Origin of the sequence: Mesorhizobium sp. M0045 (assembly GCF_040323385.1) — a bacterium.
Lineage (GTDB): Bacteria > Pseudomonadota > Alphaproteobacteria > Rhizobiales > Rhizobiaceae > Mesorhizobium.
In genome coordinates, this window is sequence record NZ_JAMYUY010000016.1 from 20,635 (window position 1) to 36,752 (window position 16,118).

Genomic DNA, 16,118 nt, shown 5'->3' on the forward strand with positions numbered 1-16,118 from the left:
GGGCCATGGCGTATCCATTCGAGATTGCAGATCGGGGCGGTCCATACCAGCCCTTCAGCCGCACTTCATGAGATTTACCACGACGTTCTGGTCTCACTTGACGAAAAGTGCGGACTAAACAGCGGGGTTTGCCGTCGCTTTGGGCCTTGGTTTTTGACCATATGAACATCGCTCCCGGCCAGACCGTCCTTCAGGTAGGCGCCGGTGTCGGCTATTTCACCGCCATCCTCGCTGAACTGACGGGTTCTGAAGGACGCGTGATTGCCTATGAGATCGACGAAGAACTCGCCCGGCGCGTGCAAAGCAATCTTGCTCATTATGCCCATGTCGACGTGATTTTCGGTGATGCAACGCAGGCAGTTGATCTGCCAGACCTCGATGTCGTTGTCGCCTTTGCCGGAGTGACGCACGTGCCGGAACGGTGGCTTTCAAATTTGTCCGACGCTGGCCGGATGGCGCTGCCGTTCACGGGCGAAGACCAACGAGGCTTCATGATGCTTCTGGAAAGGGCTGGCGATACCTTTCCCGTACGGCCACTTGTGCCATGCGGGTTTTACCCCTGCAGCGGAGCCAGGCGCAGTGATGAAGAAAAGGCCTTGAAGGCTTGCCCTCAAGGGGGCCCGAGGCAAAGTCACCGGTCTCGCGCAATATCATCGAGGCCGACCAGCAGACGGCATCGAGAACGCTTGGCTGGTAACCGACACATACTGGATTTCGAAGGCCTAGAGATCGACATCAATGTCGCGTGTCGCCGTCGTAGCGTGCGGCACGGCTTTCCAAGGGCGATCCATCCGTCGGGAGCAGTCCTGGGCATTGTCATTGCGTCCGAAATTTCCCCGATCCGCGCGTGGGGATTGCAGCCGCGGTCCTGGCCGGCTGCAGCACAGGCTTCCTCTTGTCCGACGACTGACCAGACCCATCCCGTGCAGCACGATCCGCCGCCGAGACGTCTCCGACCAGCGACGCAAGTTCAGTCTCGTCGAGCGTCTCGGTCTCGAGCAGCCTGCGTGCCGCCCTTTCCAGCACGTCGCGCCGCTCGGTGAGCAGGCCGACGGTTCGTTCGAACGCGGCCGCCACAATGTCGCGTACTTCCGTGTCGATGGCATCGGCGGCGGCTTCGCCGTAATCGTGCTCGCGCGGTCCGCCGGCGAGCGGGTTGGGGCTCAGGAAGGAGCGTGGGTCTTTTTCCAGCGCCACGTGCCCGAGTTTTGCCGACATGCCGTAACGCGTCACCATGGCGCGCGCTATGTCGGTTACCTTGGCGAGATCATCGGCGGCTCCGGTAGACAGATGGCCGAATACGATCCATTCGGCCGCCCTGCCGCCGAGCAGCACCGCCATCTTGTTGTCCAGCTCCTCGCGTGTCATCAGGAAGCGGTCCTCGGTCGGACGCTGGATGGTGTAGCCGAGCGCGCCGACGCCGCGTGGTATGATCGACACCTTGTGCACCGGGTCGACGCCAGGCAGCGCCATGGCTACCAGCGCATGACCCATTTCATGATAGGCGACGATCTCGCGCTCCTTCGGGTTCAGGAGCCGGTTGCGCTTCTCCAGTCCCGCGACGATGCGCTCCACCGCATTGTTGAAATCGTCCATCGTTACCGCATCCGCCTTGCGGCGCGTGGCCAGCAACGTCGCCTCGTTCACAAGATTAGCCAGGTCAGCACCGGTGAAACCGGGCGTCAGCGCGGCCACTTTTTCCGCATCGACGTCCGTCGCCAGCTTGGCCTTGCTCATGTGGACCTGCAGGATCTTGATGCGACCCTGCTTGTCGGGCCGGTCGACCAATACCTGGCGGTCGAATCGGCCGGCGCGCAGAAGGGCCGGGTCAAGGATTTCAGGACGGTTCGTTGCGGCCAGCAGCACGACGCCGATCTGTGGGTCGAAACCGTCGAGTTCGACGAGAAGCTGGTTGAGCGTCTGCTCCTTTTCGTCATGCCCGCCGACCATGGTCCCGCGGGCGCGGCCAAGAGCATCGAGCTCGTCGATGAATATGATGGCGGGAGCCTTGGACCGCGCCTGCTCGAAAAGATCGCGCACACGCGCGGCCCCGACCCCCACGAACATCTCGACGAACTCCGAACCGGAGATCGAAAAGAACGGAACCTTGGCTTCGCCCGCGACGGCCTTGGCGAGCAGAGTTTTGCCCGTGCCCGGCGGCCCGACCAGTAGCACGCCCTTTGGCATGCGTCCTCCGAGGCGGCCGTATTCGCCCGGGTTCTTGAGAAAATCCACGATCTCCTGCAGTTCGGCCTTGGCCTCGTCGACCCCCGCCACATGGTCGAAGGTCACGCCCGTGTTGGCTTCGACATAGATTCTGGCCTTGCTCCTGCCAATTTGCATCAAACCCCCGACGCCGCCGTCCATGCGCCTTAGAAGCAGCATCCACAGGCCAAAGAAGACGACCACCGGCACAACCCAGGAAAGCAGGTCGCTCAGGAAGGTACTTTCGACCTGGCCAGTCACAGTGACGCCGTGTTCCTGCAGGTCACGGGCGAGGTTCGGCTCGACGCGTGTGGTGATAAACAGCGGCCTGCCGTCTTGCGGCTCCTTGAAGCGGCCTTGGATGAATCGGTCCGAAACCTGCACCTCGGCGATTTTGCCGGCGTTCAGCAGGGCCTCGAACTGGCTGTACGGTATCTGGGCGACGTGTTGCGTCGTGGCATAGATGTACTGGACGACCATCACGCCCACGAATGCCGCGATCCAGTACCAGATATTGAACTGGGTCTTTCTGTTGCTCATGTCCATGGCGGCCTCCACAGGGAAACGGATATAGGTCGCCCAACCCGCGCGGCATCGGTGTAGGCCAGGTCCGGCGCAAAAAAGTGGGAGGCCCAGACCGACCGGCGACGACAATGGGTCGGTCATTGTCCTTTCCTGTGCGGGATGCCCGGCCCACCTGTCACGCCGTTTTCCTCCGCCGGATAGACCCCCTTCAAGACGTCGTTGAAATGATGGCTGACGGCCGCATTGCACTCGCAGGCATGCGAGCGCAGCCCTTCTGGACTGCGTACCGCAAGCCGGGAGCGCCGGGTTTCGATGACGCCGCGCTGCCTCAGGTCTCGAATGACTCGGCTCAGATAGGAGCGGCCGACCCCCAGCATTGTTGCAAGCTGTTCCTGCGTCACCGCCAGGTTTTCGGCGCCTGTCCGTTCTGTCGCGGCCAACAGCCATCTTGCCGTGCGCTGTTCGATCGAATGCGCTGCGCTGCAGGCGACGGATTGGAATACCTGCGCCATCAGGCAATCGGCGTAGCGGGCAAACAGGTGACGCAATGTCAAGGACCGCAATTTGGCTTCTTCGAGATGGTGCAGGTCGATCCTGAAGAATGAACCGCCGAGTTGAACTTCGGCCCGTGCATACGCCGGAAGTCTCCCTTGACTGACGATGCCGCCGACCGCTCCTTCACGTCCGATGAGCGCAGTCTCGATCGCTCGCCCGTCGCTCAGCACGACGCGGTAGGAGACCAGGGCCGATCCGCGAGGGAAGTAGGCGTAACGGACTGCATCGCCTGGCTCGTGCAGCAAGGTCCCGGCGGGCGCCGACCATTGTTCGAGCCTCCGTTCCAGGATCTCCCAGTCGTCGGCTCTGAGGGCCCGAAGCAGGTTGTTTCCGATCGGGTCTGGTTGTTTTCGAGGGTTCTCCATCGCGCTCCTCCTTCCAAATGGCGGCGTTTACAACGGACGGCGCGGAGAAATGTTCACAAGTGCGCAGACGAGGCGGGCGCGGCTATCTACACATTGCACAGGGGCGCTGATCCAGGCCTCACCGAGCGCGAGCCGTGGTGCATCGGCTTCCAGGCAGACCGACGGCTGCTGAGGGAAGAAAAATGCCGGCGACTGGATTCCCCGGCGTGGCGCCTCGTGCACGCCAAAAACTGCAACTCCCTGCAGCAAGGCGTGAACATGAGCGTCAGTGACCGGTCCAATCCAGGGGCCAACGGCCTGCTTCGACTCTATGTCGCCGGCGATGGACCGGGCGCCCGCCGGGCGCTGGAAAGCCGTCTGAGGATCGTGGAGGAGTTGGCCGGCGATATCGAAATCCAGGTCGTCGACGTCCTCGCGCATCCTGAAGAGGCGGAAAGGGCCGGCATTCTGGCGACGCCGACGCTCTCGGATGAGTCAACCACTCCTCCGCGCCGGCTGATTGGCGACATCAGCAACATCGCTCAGGTTCTCGACTATTTCGGTTATCGCAAGAAGGACAGTGGCTATGACCACAGCTGAAGAGATCCTCATCGATCCTGTGCTCGAACGCGTCAGGACCGGTATCGAGGCATTCGACGATCTTGTGATGGGCGGCCTGCCGCGCGGGCGCACCACGATCGTCGGAGGCACGCCGGGCAGTGGCAAGACTGTGTTTGCGACGCAGTTTTTGGCCCACGGCATCACCGTGCTCGACGAGCCCGGCGTCTTCGTCACGTTCGAGGAATCGCCGGTCGAGATCGAGGTCAACATGGCCAGCTTCGGCTGGGACATCCGCCGTTGGCGCGAGATGAACAAGCTGGTCTTCGTCGACGCCAGCCCGCGTGACCACGACCAGATGATTATCGGCAATTTCGATTTGTCTGGTTTGCTGACGCGTGTCCTGCACGCTGCGCGACAGGCCGCGGCGAAGCGCATCGTGCTGGATTCAGTCACGCAGCTGTTCGACCACTTCGTCGCGGAGCAGACATCGGTGCGTCGGGAGCTCCTTCGCATCGCGACGGCGCTAAAGAGGGACGGTTTGACGGTGCTGATGACCGCCGAACGCAACAGCGAGTATGGCGAGATCTCCCGCCACCGGATCGAGGAGTTCGTTGCCGACAACGTGGTAATCCTGCGCAACGCACTCGACCGCGAGCGGCGCAGGCGCACGATCGAAGTTCTCAAGATGCGGGGCAGCCGCCACGTCGAGGGCGAGGTGCCGATCACGCTTGTGGTGAAGCAAGGCATAGTGGCGGTGCCATTGTCTTCATTGCGGCTCGAGCAGCAATCCAGCACCAAGCGGGTGACGAGCGGCAATCCGGAACTCGACAGGATGTGTGGCGGTGGATTCTTCCGCGACAGCGTCACCCTCGTCAGCGGTGCGACGGGCACCGGAAAGACGCTGCTGGTGACAAACTTTCTGGCAGGCGGCGCAGCGGCTGGCGAACGTGCCTTGCTGGTCGGCTACGAAGAGAGCCGCGGCCAGCTGTTCCGCAATGCGCGCGGCTGGGGCGTCGATTTCGAGGCCATGGAGGCGGATGGTCGGCTTAAGGTCGTTTGCATTTACCCGGAAGCGCAGAACTTGCCGGACCACCTGTTGATGATCCGCGAGCTCGTTGAGGAGTTCAACCCTGACCGGATCGCTATCGACAGCCTGTCGGCATTGGAACGGATCGCACCAGAGACCGGTTTCCGTGAATTCCTGATCAGCCTCACTTCCTTCATCAAGAAACACGAGATCGCTGGCCTTTGCACGGCCACCAACAAATCGCTCGTCGGCGGCCAGAGTGCCAGCGAACAGCATATTTCAACCCTCACGGACTCTATCATCCTGTTGCGATACATCCAGGAAGGGGATTTCATGCATCGGGGGATCATGGTGCTGAAAATGCGCGGCAGCGAGCATGACAAGCAGATTCGGCGCTTCACAATCGACGGCGGCGGCATGCATCTCGGTCAGCCCTTCGATGGCGCGCCCGACGTGTTCGGCGACTCCGCCGCATCCTCGGCGTGAGGAGCGTTGAGATGGCGCGCCGCGCAGCCGAAATCTTGGACCAATACGGCGACGCAAGTCTGGCGGGCATCAGCCAGCTCGACTTCCGACGGCTGATCGAAACCACCGCCGACGGGGTTCTCGTCGTCGATCTGTCGGGAACGGTGCTTTATGCGAATCCGGCGGCCGCCGCGATCTTCGGTTATCCGGCTGCCGATCTCGTCCACGTTCCCCTCGGGCGGCCGGTCATATCGGGTGAAACCACGGAAATCACCGTCCACAGGCCCAATCGAGCACCAGCCGAAGTGGAAATGCGGACGGTTGAGCTTAGCTGGGACGGTAGGCCGGCGCTGCTTGCCAGTGTTCGCGATGTCTCCGCGCAACGCGCGCAGCAGGAGCGTCGACGTCAATCACAAAAGCTCGAAGCGATCGGCCGGCTCGCTGCCGGCATCGTTCACGACATCAACAATCTGCTCGCGGTGTTCGAATCGGGGCTGCGACTGCTTCAGAAGCAGCTGCGCGAGGATCCTGCCAATCCGAACACGGCGATTTTGATCGAAGAGTTGCTCAAACGAACGCAAAACGGCGGTGCGCTCACGCAGCAATTGCTCGCGTTCTCTCGCGGACAGTCGCTGTATCCGGAGACAATCGACCTGAATGGACGAATCGAAGCCGTCACGATGCTGCTGGAGCGGACCCTGGGGAACGGGATCCGCATCAGCCTTGAGCTGGATCCGGCACTTGGCCCTGTCCTCGTCGACGCCAATCAGCTGGACGTCGCCATCCTGAACCTGGCTGTGAATGCCAAGGACGCGATGGCCGGCAGGGGCACGCTGGCGATCGAGACCAGCGACACTCCCGACGACATCGAAGACGTGGCCGCTCTGGCTGCTTCTTTCGTTCGGGTCACGGTCAGCGATACGGGGTGCGGGATGAGCAAGGAGGTCCTGGCCCAAGTGTTCGAGCCGTTCTTTACCACCAAGGCGGATGGCCGCGGAACCGGACTTGGGCTTAGCCAGGTTTACGGCTTCATCAAGCAGTCTGGGGGCCATGTTCGGATCGAGAGTGCGGTCGGCGAGGGAACAAGCGTTCATCTCTTTCTTCCCCGCGCGCCCAGCACAGGAAATCACGAGCCGCAAATGCAGGGCGAGATCCGGCTTAATACACGTCGGTGAAAAGGCGGCCCTGTGTTTCGGCGACCGATGTGCCTGGCCCCATGGCGGTTGAAAAAAGCGGGCCCGGAAAACGGGCCCGCCGGAGATGCTGGTCAGGCCGTTGAAAGCGGACGGTCGCCGAAGAACCAGAGGCTTCCGGCAGCCAGGGCCGCCACGATGACGCCCACGATCACATGAGCCCACATGGCCGCTGCCAGGGCCGAAAAACCGAGGGCCCAAGGCGAGATCAGCGTCCACAGCCCAACCACCAGGTTTGCCCATTCCTCATAGGCATGGAACGCAACCAGCGCACCCACGGCGATAAGGGCGATCGCCGCACCGGCGATCCAGGCGTTCCAGGCCGCATGGGGTTCAGCCGCAAAGCCGAGATACCAAGGCGACAGGACCAGTGCTATGCCGGCGATCACATTGACGATATCGATCACCGGACGTTTTTCAGTTTTCAGCCATTTCTCCATTGTTCATCCTCCTTTCCGGACATTGTCAGTGCACCGCCCTCTGAGCGAAGGCGGGTGCGGCAGCCAGGGATTGCCCCTCGCCACCGCGAAGCTTTCTTCGTCGGCCGGGCCGAACCCGGCCATCGCGCGGAACCGAACCGGCCAGAACGAAGGGCTTGACCTCGTCGGGCTGGAAGCGGTTGCCGGCGATCTCGCGCAGGGCGAGTTCGACGGGCAGGGTCACTTTGTCGGACAGGCGACCTCAGAGCCCCGGCTGAGCGCGCGAGCCCGCCCCGCCGCGGCGACGGCCAGTGCGAAACGGTTCGGCACGGTATTTTCACAATCGAGCACGATCAGCGGATCCATGACGGCACCTCACATTGCCTTCTGCTTCTGTTGAGGAATGGAAACGGCCAGGTTCGCAGCCGTAACTGGCTCCAGTGCGAGCAGGGCCAATTCCACTTCGTCGAGCCGTGTCGGACGCGCGTTTTCCGGCATCCCCTCGGCCGTCGCGAGATCGACCAGATACTCGTTCCATGCCCAGTTTCGCAGGATGGCGCGTTTCTCGTCGGCTGTCAGAAGAGGATCGACGACCACGTCCATCGGCGATGCATAAAACGCCTCCGGGTCCGTCAGCGCCGGTCCATAATGAGGCGCCTGCGAAACCCCGCCGTGTCTGCTCTCCAGCAAAGCCAACTGGAGGCGGTTCCAGACAACGTCTGCGCCGGCCTGCAGGCGCTTGTCCGCATCAGAAGATTCGACACTGGACTTTTCGGCCGCCGGGCTTCCTTGAACCGCGTAGGCAAGCCCCTGGCGTTCGGCATAGTCGATGGCCGCCTGAGCCGTCGGAAAATCGAGCTCCACCTGGCTCAGCGTGTCACCGCTTCCGGTGTAGCCCATCAGCGGTTCAATGACCGCCGCAGTACGCCGCTCGAACACCAGCCGCCAGCCCTTCGGCCGCGCACGGCCCGAGGTCATGACTGAGCGGCAAGGCTTGTAGATTCGTGCGACCGCATCACGCGGGAACTCCGATCGGCCGAACGACGGCGCTCGCCCGCGTTTGTCGTATGCCGGTCCGAGATTTTCTACGATAGGTGTGACTTCTCTTTCTTGCCTCTGCATCACTCACCCCTCCCTTTTTTGGCGAAGGATGCCCCGGAGGCAGCGGCCTGCCGCCTCCGACTTGGTTCCATGCGTCAGTGGGTGATCGGGATGCGCTTCACCTTCGACTGCGCGTTCGGGTTCTTCGGTAGCGTCAGGGTCAGGACGCCGTTGGCAAAGGACGCCTTGACCTTGTCGTCCTCGACCTCGTAGCCGAGGGGTATGCGCCGCTCGAAGCGACCGTAGAAGCGCTCGGAGTAGTCCTTCTCGTCGGTCTCCGACCGCTTTTCGCCACGCAGGGTCAGCACGTCCTCCTCAAGCAGGACTTCGATATCCTTCTCCTCCATACCGGGGACTTCGGCGGTGACGCGAAGCTCATTATCCGACTCCGAAATCTCCACCTTCGGCCAGCCGCTATCGAAAGGCGAAAGCTGTCCCGCAGCAGGCAAGCGCGTCTCGAAGCTCCTCAACATATCGTCAAAGAGCCTGTTTACCTCGCGGTGAAGCGAAAGGAACGGGTCGCCACCGCTATAGATGCTCGGGGCCTGGTTGTTGTTGCGGCCCCACGGGATAAGGTCACGCATGTTCATCTTCATTCACCTCCACGTTCAACCGCGCGGCACCGGGCGATTGCCGGTGCCGGTCGCTTCTGATTCACTCTGACTTCAGGCTGCGTTCTTTTCGGCGTCGATCTGCCGAGGCGCCGCCTTTGCCGTACTGCCGGCGATGGCGATGCGGCGCGGCTTCATCTCTTCGGGAAGCTCGCGCTTGAGATCGATGTTCAGCAGCCCATTGTCCAAGCTGGCGCCGACGACTTTCACATGGTCGGCCAGTTCGAACCGACGCTCGAAGTCGCGCCCGGCAATGCCGCGATAGAGATACTGGCCGTCATCGTCGCCAGATTGCGACCCGCTCACAACCAGCAGGTTAGGTTGATGAGTGATGGTCAGCTGATCCTGTGAGAAGCCGGCGACCGCCATGGTGATGCGATAGGCGTCCTCACCAGTCTTGGCGATGTCATAGGGCGGCCAATTGTCTATCGCAGTGACACGGCTCGCATTTTCCAACATGTTGAAAATGCGGTCGAAGCCGATGCTGGACCGGAACAGAGGGGTAAAATCGAGGTTTGTCCTCATAGCCACATCCTCCTTTGAGCAACATGGACACAATGAGACGCCAAGAGAGCCTTGACGCCTCCTGGACTTGCGCCGGCCCCATCTGGCGACCGGCGATTAGGTATTTATAACAGTGCTTTACGGATTCAAGGGCGTTATAGGAAAATTTTCAGCCAGACGAATGGTCGCAGAAGAACACGTCTATCCCGCCCGCCGGCAGGACCTCGCCGGTGGGCGGATGCCTCGGATGAAGAGCGTGGCCGCGCTCCGCTCAAGGTCGATCGACGGATGCTGTAAAACCGGTGACCGCGATGCTGTGAATCTCACGACCCCGACCGGCGCCGGGAAGCTTCTCCAATTGATCCAGTTGGCGCAACGCGTCCATGATGGCATCGAAGCTGACCGGTTCGGTTGCTCCCGGCGGCATGCGCAGCGCCGGCACCGATTCCACTGCACAGGCATCCGATGCCCATGACGAAAGAATTGCACGCTTCTCCTGGACGTCCAGCGTCACGTCAGTCAGCACGTCCTGAGGTCGCTCGAAATGCCGTGCCGGATGGAGCAACCGGTCAAGAAAAACATCAGGTCCCACGGGCCCGATTGAGGGAAAACTCGTCGAAATGGCTCCTTCCATCGATGGTCCTCCGCTTTGAATAGTCTCCTTTGTTGACGTCATGTTTGGTGGCTCTCGCGATTTCCACCAGCCAAAATTTCGGAGAGTTTCGAGCAAATTTCAATGGCCCCGCAAGGCCACATTTTCGCAGTTCAGCCCACCATCAACATTTTTTCGAACCGGTGAAACAATCGCCGTGAATGTCAGTTCTTGCGTCTGGGACAAGTCGCGCAGCAGCGCCAGGGCGGTCGGGCAGGAGAACCAATCATGTCTTACATTTCCAGGAAGCGACTGTGCATTGGCTTCGTCGCAGGAATTTTGATGCTCTCGGCTGGTGGCTTTGCTCCGGTTTCAGCACAGGAAATCCCGAACGACTTCAGCGCAATCGTGCGTCAGAAGCTGCCGGCCGTGGTCGCGATCACGACAAGGCAGATCATCCAGGACCAAACGATGCTCGACGATTTTCTCAATCCCTTCGACAGCCGCGGGCCTGCCCAGCCGCAGGTGCGAGAAGCCCTTGGCTCCGGCTTCGTGGTCAGTCCCGAGGGCTACATCGTCACCAACAATCATGTCGTGGCCGACTCCACCGAAATCCGCGTCGTATTCTCCGATAAGGAGACTTCGCCCGCTCGACTTGTGGGCCGCGATCCAGCAACCGACATCGCGGTGCTGAAGGTCGATCCACGCCCCAACATGACGACCACCGCCTGGGGTGACTCTGACGCAATGCAGCCGGGGGCCTGGACGATCGCGATTGGCAGTCCCTTCGGCCTCGGGGGAACCGTGACCGTCGGCGTTCTTTCCGCCCGCTCGCGCGACATCCAAGCCGGCCCTTACGACGATTTCCTCCAGACAGACGCCTCGATCAATAGAGGCAATTCCGGCGGCCCCCTGTTTAACGCACGCGGCGAAGTGATCGGGGTCAATACAGCCATCGTCTCTCCGTCTGGCGGCAGCATAGGCATCGGTTTCGCCGTGCCGTCCCGAACCGCACGAAGCGTTGCCGATCAGCTGATCCGCACCGGCCGGATCGAGCGCGGGTTCATCGGAGTGCGTCTCCAGGAGGTGACACCGTCGATTGCCCAGGCACTTGGCATATCGAGCACCAAGGGGGCGCTGGTCGCCTCGGTCGAGCCCGGCAGTCCGGCGGAGAAGGCCGGCTTACAATCGGGAGATGTGATCACCCGGTTCAACGGCAAAGACATCCAGGGCGTCCATGACTTGACGCTGGCGGCAGCGAACGAAAAGCCAGGGTCGAAGGCGACGTTGACAAGGAACCGCGGCGGCTCTGAGCAGGAGGTGGAACTGACCGTCGGTCAACGCAAGGACGAGGAGGTGCAGACCGGTGCCGTTCCGAGTCCGGAAGCGGCGGGCCAACGGCTCGGACTGTCGCTCAGCCCCATTCCGGACGAGGCGCGTCAACAACTCGGTCTGCAGCCCGGAACCACCGGGGTGTTTATCCAGGAGGTGGCGCCAAATAGCCCCGCCGCCGAGAACGGCCTTCGGCCTGGCGACGTCATCGTCTCGGCCAACAACCGCAACGTGACGCAGCCGTCGGATGTCCAGCAAGAGTGGACGAAATCCCGCCAGCAGAAAAAGCCCATCCTGTTCCGCATCGAAAGGCAAGGACAATCGCTTTTCGTTGCAGTGGCCCCTTCCTGACGCGGCGCTGCGTCAGGCTAGGCGCGCTCCTGGTAAGTGGCCGCATTGACAGCACGCCAATTCCGGCGAGGCCGCGCGTTCCATCGGTGGCCTTCCGCGCTCGGTTGAAAGCGGCGGTGCTGTCTTGGTCAGGCCGGACGGCTTTGTCGCGCGGCGGTCATCGCACGGTGTGCCTGATCCCGTACAGGTGATGATCGAAACAATTGACGGGTTTGGTTTCCGCACGCAGGCACACGAACACCATCGGTGAGCGGCGGATGCCTCCTGCGTTCTGGCACGCCGATGTCGTCGCCGGGAATGCGGGCGATGCCAAGGGCGCAGACGGCCAGCGCACAAAGCCCGGCCGCTACGACTCCCTTGCCGATGCCATCGCCTGGAATGGCCGCGATCCCATGGCTTCGCATCGGTCGGTCTTCCCTTGTGGCGCTAAACTCCGATGGACCACCGTGGCCTTGGCAGACCGAATGTCGCCGTTACCGCAAATGGTCAATCAAACCGTTCAGCAGGAGCAGCAACGCCCCAGCGACGACAGCCGCGGCTGCGTCGTCCAGCATAATGCCGGCCCCACCCCTTACCTTGTCATGCATGATACGGATGGGCCAAGGCTTGACGACGTCGAAAAACCGGAAAGCAAGGAAGCCTGCTGCCCACCAGAGTGGGTCGATCGGAAGCATGGAAAGTGTCACGGCGGCGCCGAAGGTCTCATCGATGACGACGATCTGCGGGTCCTCCGTCCCGGTTCGGGAGATGACATGCGACGACGCCCATACGCCGACGGCAAACAGGGCCGCATAGGCAAGCGCGGTCAGCCAAGGCGATGCCGGTATCAGAGCTGCGGCAACAGCCACTCCAACCATTGCGCCGGCCGTGCCCGGCCATATTGGAGACAATCCCGCGCCAAGAGAGGTCGCGAGCAGGTAAGCGAACTTGGGTGAAAATTTATGCATCGAGTTTCGGCCGGCTTCCGACGGATGGCAAGCAATCATAGTCACATCGTTCGGGCGCGGCCGCCAGACCGTCGGCCGATCTGCTCCGTCAGCCTGGCCAGCGCCTTAATGCGCCGGCCGCATTCGCCGAAAGAAATCGCTGTTGCGGCGAGTTGGGAATGTTGCTGAGCCCGGTCTCGGCCCGCTTTGACCAATTGGAACGGTAGCGACGGTGGAACAAACCCGCAAATTGCTGGTAAAGCTCGGTGAAACGACATCATCAGAGGAGCCGCCATGATCGCCGGTCTCATGAAAAGTCGCATCGACCCGCTATGGGAGCAGGCCGCTTCTCCGCTGATCGGGATCGGCATGACGCCGAACCAGGTTACGGCCAGCGGGCTCGTGCTCGTCGCTTTGTCCTCGGCGGCTTACGTCTACCACCATTCAAGCCTTGCCTTCGGCCTCTGCCTGGCGTTTGCCTTCACCTTCGATGCGCTGGACGGTGCGGTCGCCCGCCGGACAAATATGAGCACCAAGGCCGGTGGCTATTTCGATGCCGTCGTCGACCGTTATCAGGAATTGGCCGTCTTTGCGGCAATCGGCTGGGTCGCCGATCTGTGGGCGATCGCAATGTTCGCGTTCGCCGGCGGGATACTCACAAGTTACGCCAAGGCGCGGACGGCGCTGGAAATCCCTGTGGAAAACCATGGTTGGCCGGATTTCTTCGAGCGGATGGAACGTCTGGTTTTCATTTGCGTGCTGCTCGCAGCCGACGGAGTCGCGGCCGCCCTGGGCGCGGCATCGCCCTGGATTCTGGCGGGTGGGTTCGCGCTTTACGCAGTGCTGGCCAACGCCACAGCGCTGCAACGGATCAGTCGCGCATTCACGATGCTGAAACGAGCCGACGGAAAGCAGCCGTGAGACTGCAGCCCACTTGCGCGTAGTCTCACATGAAGGTATATCATGCTTCACATGAGGAGGCAGTGATGATGCTGGCGTTCGGAAATGTCGCCGACGTGCTGGGCTTGCCGCCCAAGGAAACGGCTGCACGGTCGCCATTCGGGCTGATGGCTCGAATTGAAGACGGATTGCCCATCGGCGCGCTCGAACGCGTCTCACAATTGCTGGCACCGGCCGATGCCCAGTTCAAATATCGCCTCGTTCCAAAGGCAACCTATGAACGTCGCAAGAGGGGTGCTCTTCGACTGTCTTCGGAAGAGGGCATGCGGGTGGCACGAGTTGCTCGTGTATGGGACTTGGCCCTCGACGTCTGGAAGGTCGAAGATGAGGCTCGTGACTTTCTATTTCGGCCTCATCCCATGCTGGAAGACCGGCGCCCGATCGAAATGGTCATCCAGAACGAGATCGGCGCCGAGCTGGTGATCGATATCCTTGCAGGCCTGAAGTACGGCACCGCCGCTTGACGGCGCAGATACTCGATCGGACGCTGCTGTGCTTCAGGATGGGCGATCCTGCCGGCACTTATCCGATCTTTGACGCGACGGGCTCGACGATTGCGCCCGGCCGCTGGAACACGCCCGGAAGCCCGGTGATCTACGCCAGCGAGCATTATTCGACTGCCTTGCTGGAAAAGCTAGTGCACGGCAGCGGCAGACTGCCGCCCAACCAGCACTACGTCCAGATCATGGTTCCGCGCGGGTTGAGCTACGAGACCTTTTCTCAGCCGTCGCTGCCGGGTTGGGACGTAATGCCGGCAAAGGTGAGCAAGGAATTCGGTGAGACTTGGTGTATCGAGCGCCGCAGCGCGATCGTAATCGTACCAAGCGTCGTGGCTCGCCTCGACAACAATGTGTTGATCAATCCGGCCCATCCGGAGTTTGCCTTGATCACAGCCAGCCTGCATCAGCCCGTGTATTGGGACAGGCGGCTGTTCGGTTCCTGAGCGGGGCCGGGAGGGAGGTTCCTGCCTCCTGCGGTCGATTGCTCAAACTCGTCAGCGCCAGCCCAAGCCCGGAGCGACATGGGTCAGGATCGCCTCGATGACGTGGGCATTGTAGTCGACGCCGAGCTGATTGGGGACGGTAAGCAGCAGCGTATCGGCCTCGGCGATGGCTTCGTCGCCCTTTAGCTGCTCGATCAGGACGTCCGGTTCGGCGGCATAGGAGCGGCCGAAGACGGCAAGCCTGTCTGCCTCGATATAACCGAAATGATCTCCGCTTTGGTTGCCGCCGAAATAGGCCCGGTCGCGATCGTCGACCAAAGCAAAAATGCTCCGGCTGACCGACACCCGGGGCTCGCGCGTGTGTCCGGCCGCCTTCCAGGCCTCACGAAAAGCCCGGATCTGTTCGGCCTGCTGGATGTGAAACGGCTTTCCGCCCTCGTCGAATTTGAGCGTGGAGCTCTGCAGGTTCATCCCCAGTTTCGCCGCCCATTCAGCGGTGGCGTTTGTGGCGGCGCCCCACCAGATGCGCTCGCGCAGGCCCTCCGAGTGCGGCTCGACGCGAAGCAGGCCAGGCGGGTTGGGAAACATCGGCCGCGGGTTGGGCTGCGCAAAGCCTTTGCCCAGCAACACTTCGAGCAGCACTCCGGTGTGTCTGCGGGCCATGTCGGCATCGCTCTCGCCCTCTTGCGGGGCGTAGCCGAAGTAGCGCCATCCCTCGATTACCTGCTCCGGCGAGCCGCGGCTGATGCCCAGTTGCAGACGCCCTCCGGCGATTAGGTCGGCGGCACCGGCGTCCTCCGCCATATAGAGCGGGTTCTCGTAACGCATGTCGATCACCGCCGTGCCGATCTCGATTCGGCTGGTCTTCGCCCCAACCGCTGCCAGCAGAGGGAAGGGCGAGGCGAGCTGGCGCGCGAAGTGATGCACGCGGAAATACGCGCCGTCTGCACCCAGCTCCTCGGCCGCGACAGCCAGCTCGACGGACTGCAAAAGCGCATCAGATGCCGTCCGGGTCTGTGATTGCGGCGAGGGCGTCCAGTGCCCGAACGAGAGGAAACCAATCTTCTTCATGAAATAGCCAGCCTAGAGGGAAGACAGGTGCAGACTATGCTTCGACGCGGAGCAAAGCACTTCAAAAATGTTGCCCTAACGGCACTCTTCAAAGCCGCTCCGGCCGATTTGGCGTGAGGGCAGGCGACGAGTTTTGGCAATGCAGAAGCACAATATGCGACCCGAAAATGGACGCGTGGCGACGTGTGACGCTGGTCGACACCAAAATAGGGGTCCGCTAGGAAGGCGCCGCGAATGCGAGCACTATCGCGATGATGATCAACAGCGGCCCCATCCATTTAAAATGGGTTCCAAAGTTGGTCCACCATGCCTGCCGTTGGCCGGGGCGAGCTTGAGAGGGATCCGAGAAAAATCCGAAGCCGACGCCAGCCATCCACAACCCGGCGCAGAACATGATGAACTCGTCGATGTAATCCGCGACCACGCTTCGAAG

Annotated in this window: 18 protein-coding genes and 1 pseudogene; 9 read left to right on the top strand and 10 right to left on the bottom strand. The window is 61.7% G+C overall.

The window, feature by feature from the left end; translation table 11 throughout:
* Positions 1-161: 161 nt before the first annotated feature.
* Positions 162-503: pseudogene (locus NKJ72_RS22540) on the top strand (protein-L-isoaspartate O-methyltransferase family protein); the annotation flags it as partial.
* Between the two features lie 313 nt (positions 504-816).
* Here the strand turns inward: NKJ72_RS22540 and ftsH are convergent.
* Both ftsH and NKJ72_RS22550 read right to left on the bottom strand, forming a co-directional pair.
* Entirely contained in the window at positions 817-2,751 is a 1,935-nt protein-coding gene (ftsH, locus tag NKJ72_RS22545; protein ID WP_352479463.1) for an ATP-dependent zinc metalloprotease FtsH, read from the bottom strand.
* Between the two features lie 116 nt (positions 2,752-2,867).
* Positions 2,868-3,650: a Crp/Fnr family transcriptional regulator gene (locus tag NKJ72_RS22550; protein WP_352479464.1), complete on the bottom strand. Its 783-nt coding sequence runs from the start codon at positions 3,648-3,650 to the stop codon at positions 2,868-2,870.
* 258 nt (positions 3,651-3,908) lie between these two features.
* Here NKJ72_RS22550 and NKJ72_RS22555 point away from each other — a divergent pair, with 258 nt between their 5' ends.
* From NKJ72_RS22555 to NKJ72_RS22565, 3 genes are read left to right on the top strand one after another with little or no spacing between them, the layout of a single operon-like run.
* Positions 3,909-4,229: a circadian clock KaiB family protein gene (locus NKJ72_RS22555; protein WP_352479465.1), complete on the top strand. Its 321-nt coding sequence runs from the start codon at positions 3,909-3,911 to the stop codon at positions 4,227-4,229.
* A complete protein-coding gene (kaiC, locus tag NKJ72_RS22560; protein ID WP_352479466.1) occupies positions 4,216-5,703 on the top strand; it encodes a circadian clock protein KaiC in 1,488 nt (495 codons plus the stop codon). Before NKJ72_RS22555 ends, kaiC begins: the two co-directional genes overlap by 14 nt.
* Before the next feature lie 11 nt (positions 5,704-5,714).
* Entirely contained in the window at positions 5,715-6,857 is a 1,143-nt protein-coding gene (locus NKJ72_RS22565; RefSeq protein WP_352479467.1) for a two-component system sensor histidine kinase NtrB, read from the top strand.
* A gap of 92 nt (positions 6,858-6,949) precedes the next feature.
* Here NKJ72_RS22565 and NKJ72_RS22570 read toward each other — a convergent pair whose 3' ends face one another.
* Positions 6,950-7,315: an SPW repeat protein gene (locus NKJ72_RS22570; protein ID WP_352479468.1), complete on the bottom strand. Its 366-nt coding sequence runs from the start codon at positions 7,313-7,315 to the stop codon at positions 6,950-6,952.
* Positions 7,316-7,385: 70 nt separating this feature from the next.
* Here NKJ72_RS22570 and NKJ72_RS22575 point away from each other — a divergent pair, with 70 nt between their 5' ends.
* A complete protein-coding gene (locus NKJ72_RS22575; RefSeq protein WP_352479469.1) occupies positions 7,386-7,694 on the top strand; it encodes a hypothetical protein in 309 nt (102 codons plus the stop codon).
* On the opposite strand, the gene NKJ72_RS22580 is transcribed toward NKJ72_RS22575, so the two are convergent.
* The 4 genes from NKJ72_RS22580 to NKJ72_RS22595 form a co-directional block, all read right to left on the bottom strand.
* Positions 7,670-8,416 (bottom strand): NADH dehydrogenase ubiquinone Fe-S protein 4, encoded by a 747-nt coding sequence (locus tag NKJ72_RS22580; protein ID WP_352479544.1) that lies wholly within the window; start codon positions 8,414-8,416, stop codon positions 7,670-7,672. The two genes, NKJ72_RS22575 and NKJ72_RS22580, sit on opposite strands and share 25 nt — an antisense overlap.
* Positions 8,417-8,490: 74 nt before the next feature.
* Positions 8,491-8,985 carry an Hsp20/alpha crystallin family protein gene (locus NKJ72_RS22585; protein WP_254819880.1) on the bottom strand — a complete coding sequence of 165 codons (495 nt, stop codon included), beginning with the start codon at positions 8,983-8,985 and terminating at the stop codon, positions 8,491-8,493.
* A 75-nt stretch (positions 8,986-9,060) separates the two neighbouring features.
* Positions 9,061-9,531, bottom strand: coding sequence for an Hsp20 family protein (locus tag NKJ72_RS22590; protein WP_352479470.1), 471 nt, complete (start codon positions 9,529-9,531; stop codon positions 9,061-9,063).
* A gap of 250 nt (positions 9,532-9,781) precedes the next feature.
* Positions 9,782-10,144: a hypothetical protein gene (locus NKJ72_RS22595; protein ID WP_352479471.1), complete on the bottom strand. Its 363-nt coding sequence runs from the start codon at positions 10,142-10,144 to the stop codon at positions 9,782-9,784.
* Between the two features lie 246 nt (positions 10,145-10,390).
* On the opposite strand from NKJ72_RS22595, the gene NKJ72_RS22600 reads away from it, so the two are divergent.
* On the top strand, positions 10,391-11,785 hold the full coding sequence (locus NKJ72_RS22600; protein WP_352479472.1) for a Do family serine endopeptidase: 1,395 nt from the start codon (positions 10,391-10,393) through the stop codon (positions 11,783-11,785).
* Between the two features lie 473 nt (positions 11,786-12,258).
* Here the strand turns inward: NKJ72_RS22600 and NKJ72_RS22605 are convergent, their stop codons facing one another.
* Positions 12,259-12,771, bottom strand: coding sequence for a phosphatidylglycerophosphatase A family protein (locus NKJ72_RS22605; protein ID WP_352479473.1), 513 nt, complete (start codon positions 12,769-12,771; stop codon positions 12,259-12,261).
* A gap of 234 nt (positions 12,772-13,005) precedes the next feature.
* Between NKJ72_RS22605 and NKJ72_RS22610 the strand changes: the two genes are divergently transcribed.
* The 3 genes from NKJ72_RS22610 (at position 13,006) to NKJ72_RS22620 (ending at position 14,614) form a co-directional block, all read left to right on the top strand.
* Positions 13,006-13,632 (top strand): CDP-alcohol phosphatidyltransferase family protein, encoded by a 627-nt coding sequence (locus tag NKJ72_RS22610; RefSeq protein ID WP_352479474.1) that lies wholly within the window; start codon positions 13,006-13,008, stop codon positions 13,630-13,632.
* Positions 13,633-13,700: 68 nt separating this feature from the next.
* Positions 13,701-14,135, top strand: coding sequence for an Xre family toxin-antitoxin system antitoxin (locus NKJ72_RS22615; protein ID WP_254819913.1), 435 nt, complete (start codon positions 13,701-13,703; stop codon positions 14,133-14,135).
* Positions 14,132-14,614, top strand: coding sequence for an RES family NAD+ phosphorylase (locus tag NKJ72_RS22620; protein ID WP_352479475.1), 483 nt, complete (start codon positions 14,132-14,134; stop codon positions 14,612-14,614). The genes NKJ72_RS22615 and NKJ72_RS22620 overlap by 4 nt, the downstream gene beginning before the upstream one ends.
* Positions 14,615-14,665: 51 nt before the next feature.
* Here NKJ72_RS22620 and NKJ72_RS22625 read toward each other — a convergent pair whose 3' ends face one another.
* Together NKJ72_RS22625 and NKJ72_RS22630 are read right to left on the bottom strand one after the other, a co-directional pair.
* Entirely contained in the window at positions 14,666-15,685 is a 1,020-nt protein-coding gene (locus NKJ72_RS22625; protein WP_352479476.1) for an LLM class flavin-dependent oxidoreductase, read from the bottom strand.
* A gap of 217 nt (positions 15,686-15,902) precedes the next feature.
* The gene (locus tag NKJ72_RS22630) at positions 15,903-16,109 is read right to left on the bottom strand and encodes a hypothetical protein (protein WP_352479477.1); all 207 of its coding nucleotides are present in this window, start codon (positions 16,107-16,109) and stop codon (positions 15,903-15,905) included.
* Positions 16,110-16,118: the final 9 nt, after the last annotated feature.

What these genes read in the sequence shown, in the direction of transcription:
- ftsH (WP_352479463.1), bottom strand. Translation starts at nt 2,751, where the DNA reads ATGGACATGAGCAACAGAAAGACCCAGTTCAATATCTGGTACTGGATC.
- NKJ72_RS22550 (WP_352479464.1), bottom strand. Translation starts at nt 3,650, where the DNA reads ATGGAGAACCCTCGAAAACAACCAGACCCGATCGGAAACAACCTGCTT.
- NKJ72_RS22555 (WP_352479465.1), top strand. Translation starts at nt 3,909, where the DNA reads ATGAGCGTCAGTGACCGGTCCAATCCAGGGGCCAACGGCCTGCTTCGA.
- kaiC (WP_352479466.1), top strand. Translation starts at nt 4,216, where the DNA reads ATGACCACAGCTGAAGAGATCCTCATCGATCCTGTGCTCGAACGCGTC.
- NKJ72_RS22565 (WP_352479467.1), top strand. Translation starts at nt 5,715, where the DNA reads ATGGCGCGCCGCGCAGCCGAAATCTTGGACCAATACGGCGACGCAAGT.
- NKJ72_RS22570 (WP_352479468.1), bottom strand. Translation starts at nt 7,315, where the DNA reads ATGGAGAAATGGCTGAAAACTGAAAAACGTCCGGTGATCGATATCGTC.
- NKJ72_RS22580 (WP_352479544.1), bottom strand. Translation starts at nt 8,416, where the DNA reads ATGCAGAGGCAAGAAAGAGAAGTCACACCTATCGTAGAAAATCTCGGA.
- NKJ72_RS22585 (WP_254819880.1), bottom strand. Translation starts at nt 8,985, where the DNA reads ATGAACATGCGTGACCTTATCCCGTGGGGCCGCAACAACAACCAGGCC.
- NKJ72_RS22590 (WP_352479470.1), bottom strand. Translation starts at nt 9,531, where the DNA reads ATGAGGACAAACCTCGATTTTACCCCTCTGTTCCGGTCCAGCATCGGC.
- NKJ72_RS22595 (WP_352479471.1), bottom strand. Translation starts at nt 10,144, where the DNA reads ATGGAAGGAGCCATTTCGACGAGTTTTCCCTCAATCGGGCCCGTGGGA.
- NKJ72_RS22600 (WP_352479472.1), top strand. Translation starts at nt 10,391, where the DNA reads ATGTCTTACATTTCCAGGAAGCGACTGTGCATTGGCTTCGTCGCAGGA.
- NKJ72_RS22605 (WP_352479473.1), bottom strand. Translation starts at nt 12,771, where the DNA reads ATGATTGCTTGCCATCCGTCGGAAGCCGGCCGAAACTCGATGCATAAA.
- NKJ72_RS22610 (WP_352479474.1), top strand. Translation starts at nt 13,006, where the DNA reads ATGATCGCCGGTCTCATGAAAAGTCGCATCGACCCGCTATGGGAGCAG.
- NKJ72_RS22615 (WP_254819913.1), top strand. Translation starts at nt 13,701, where the DNA reads ATGCTGGCGTTCGGAAATGTCGCCGACGTGCTGGGCTTGCCGCCCAAG.
- NKJ72_RS22625 (WP_352479476.1), bottom strand. Translation starts at nt 15,685, where the DNA reads ATGAAGAAGATTGGTTTCCTCTCGTTCGGGCACTGGACGCCCTCGCCG.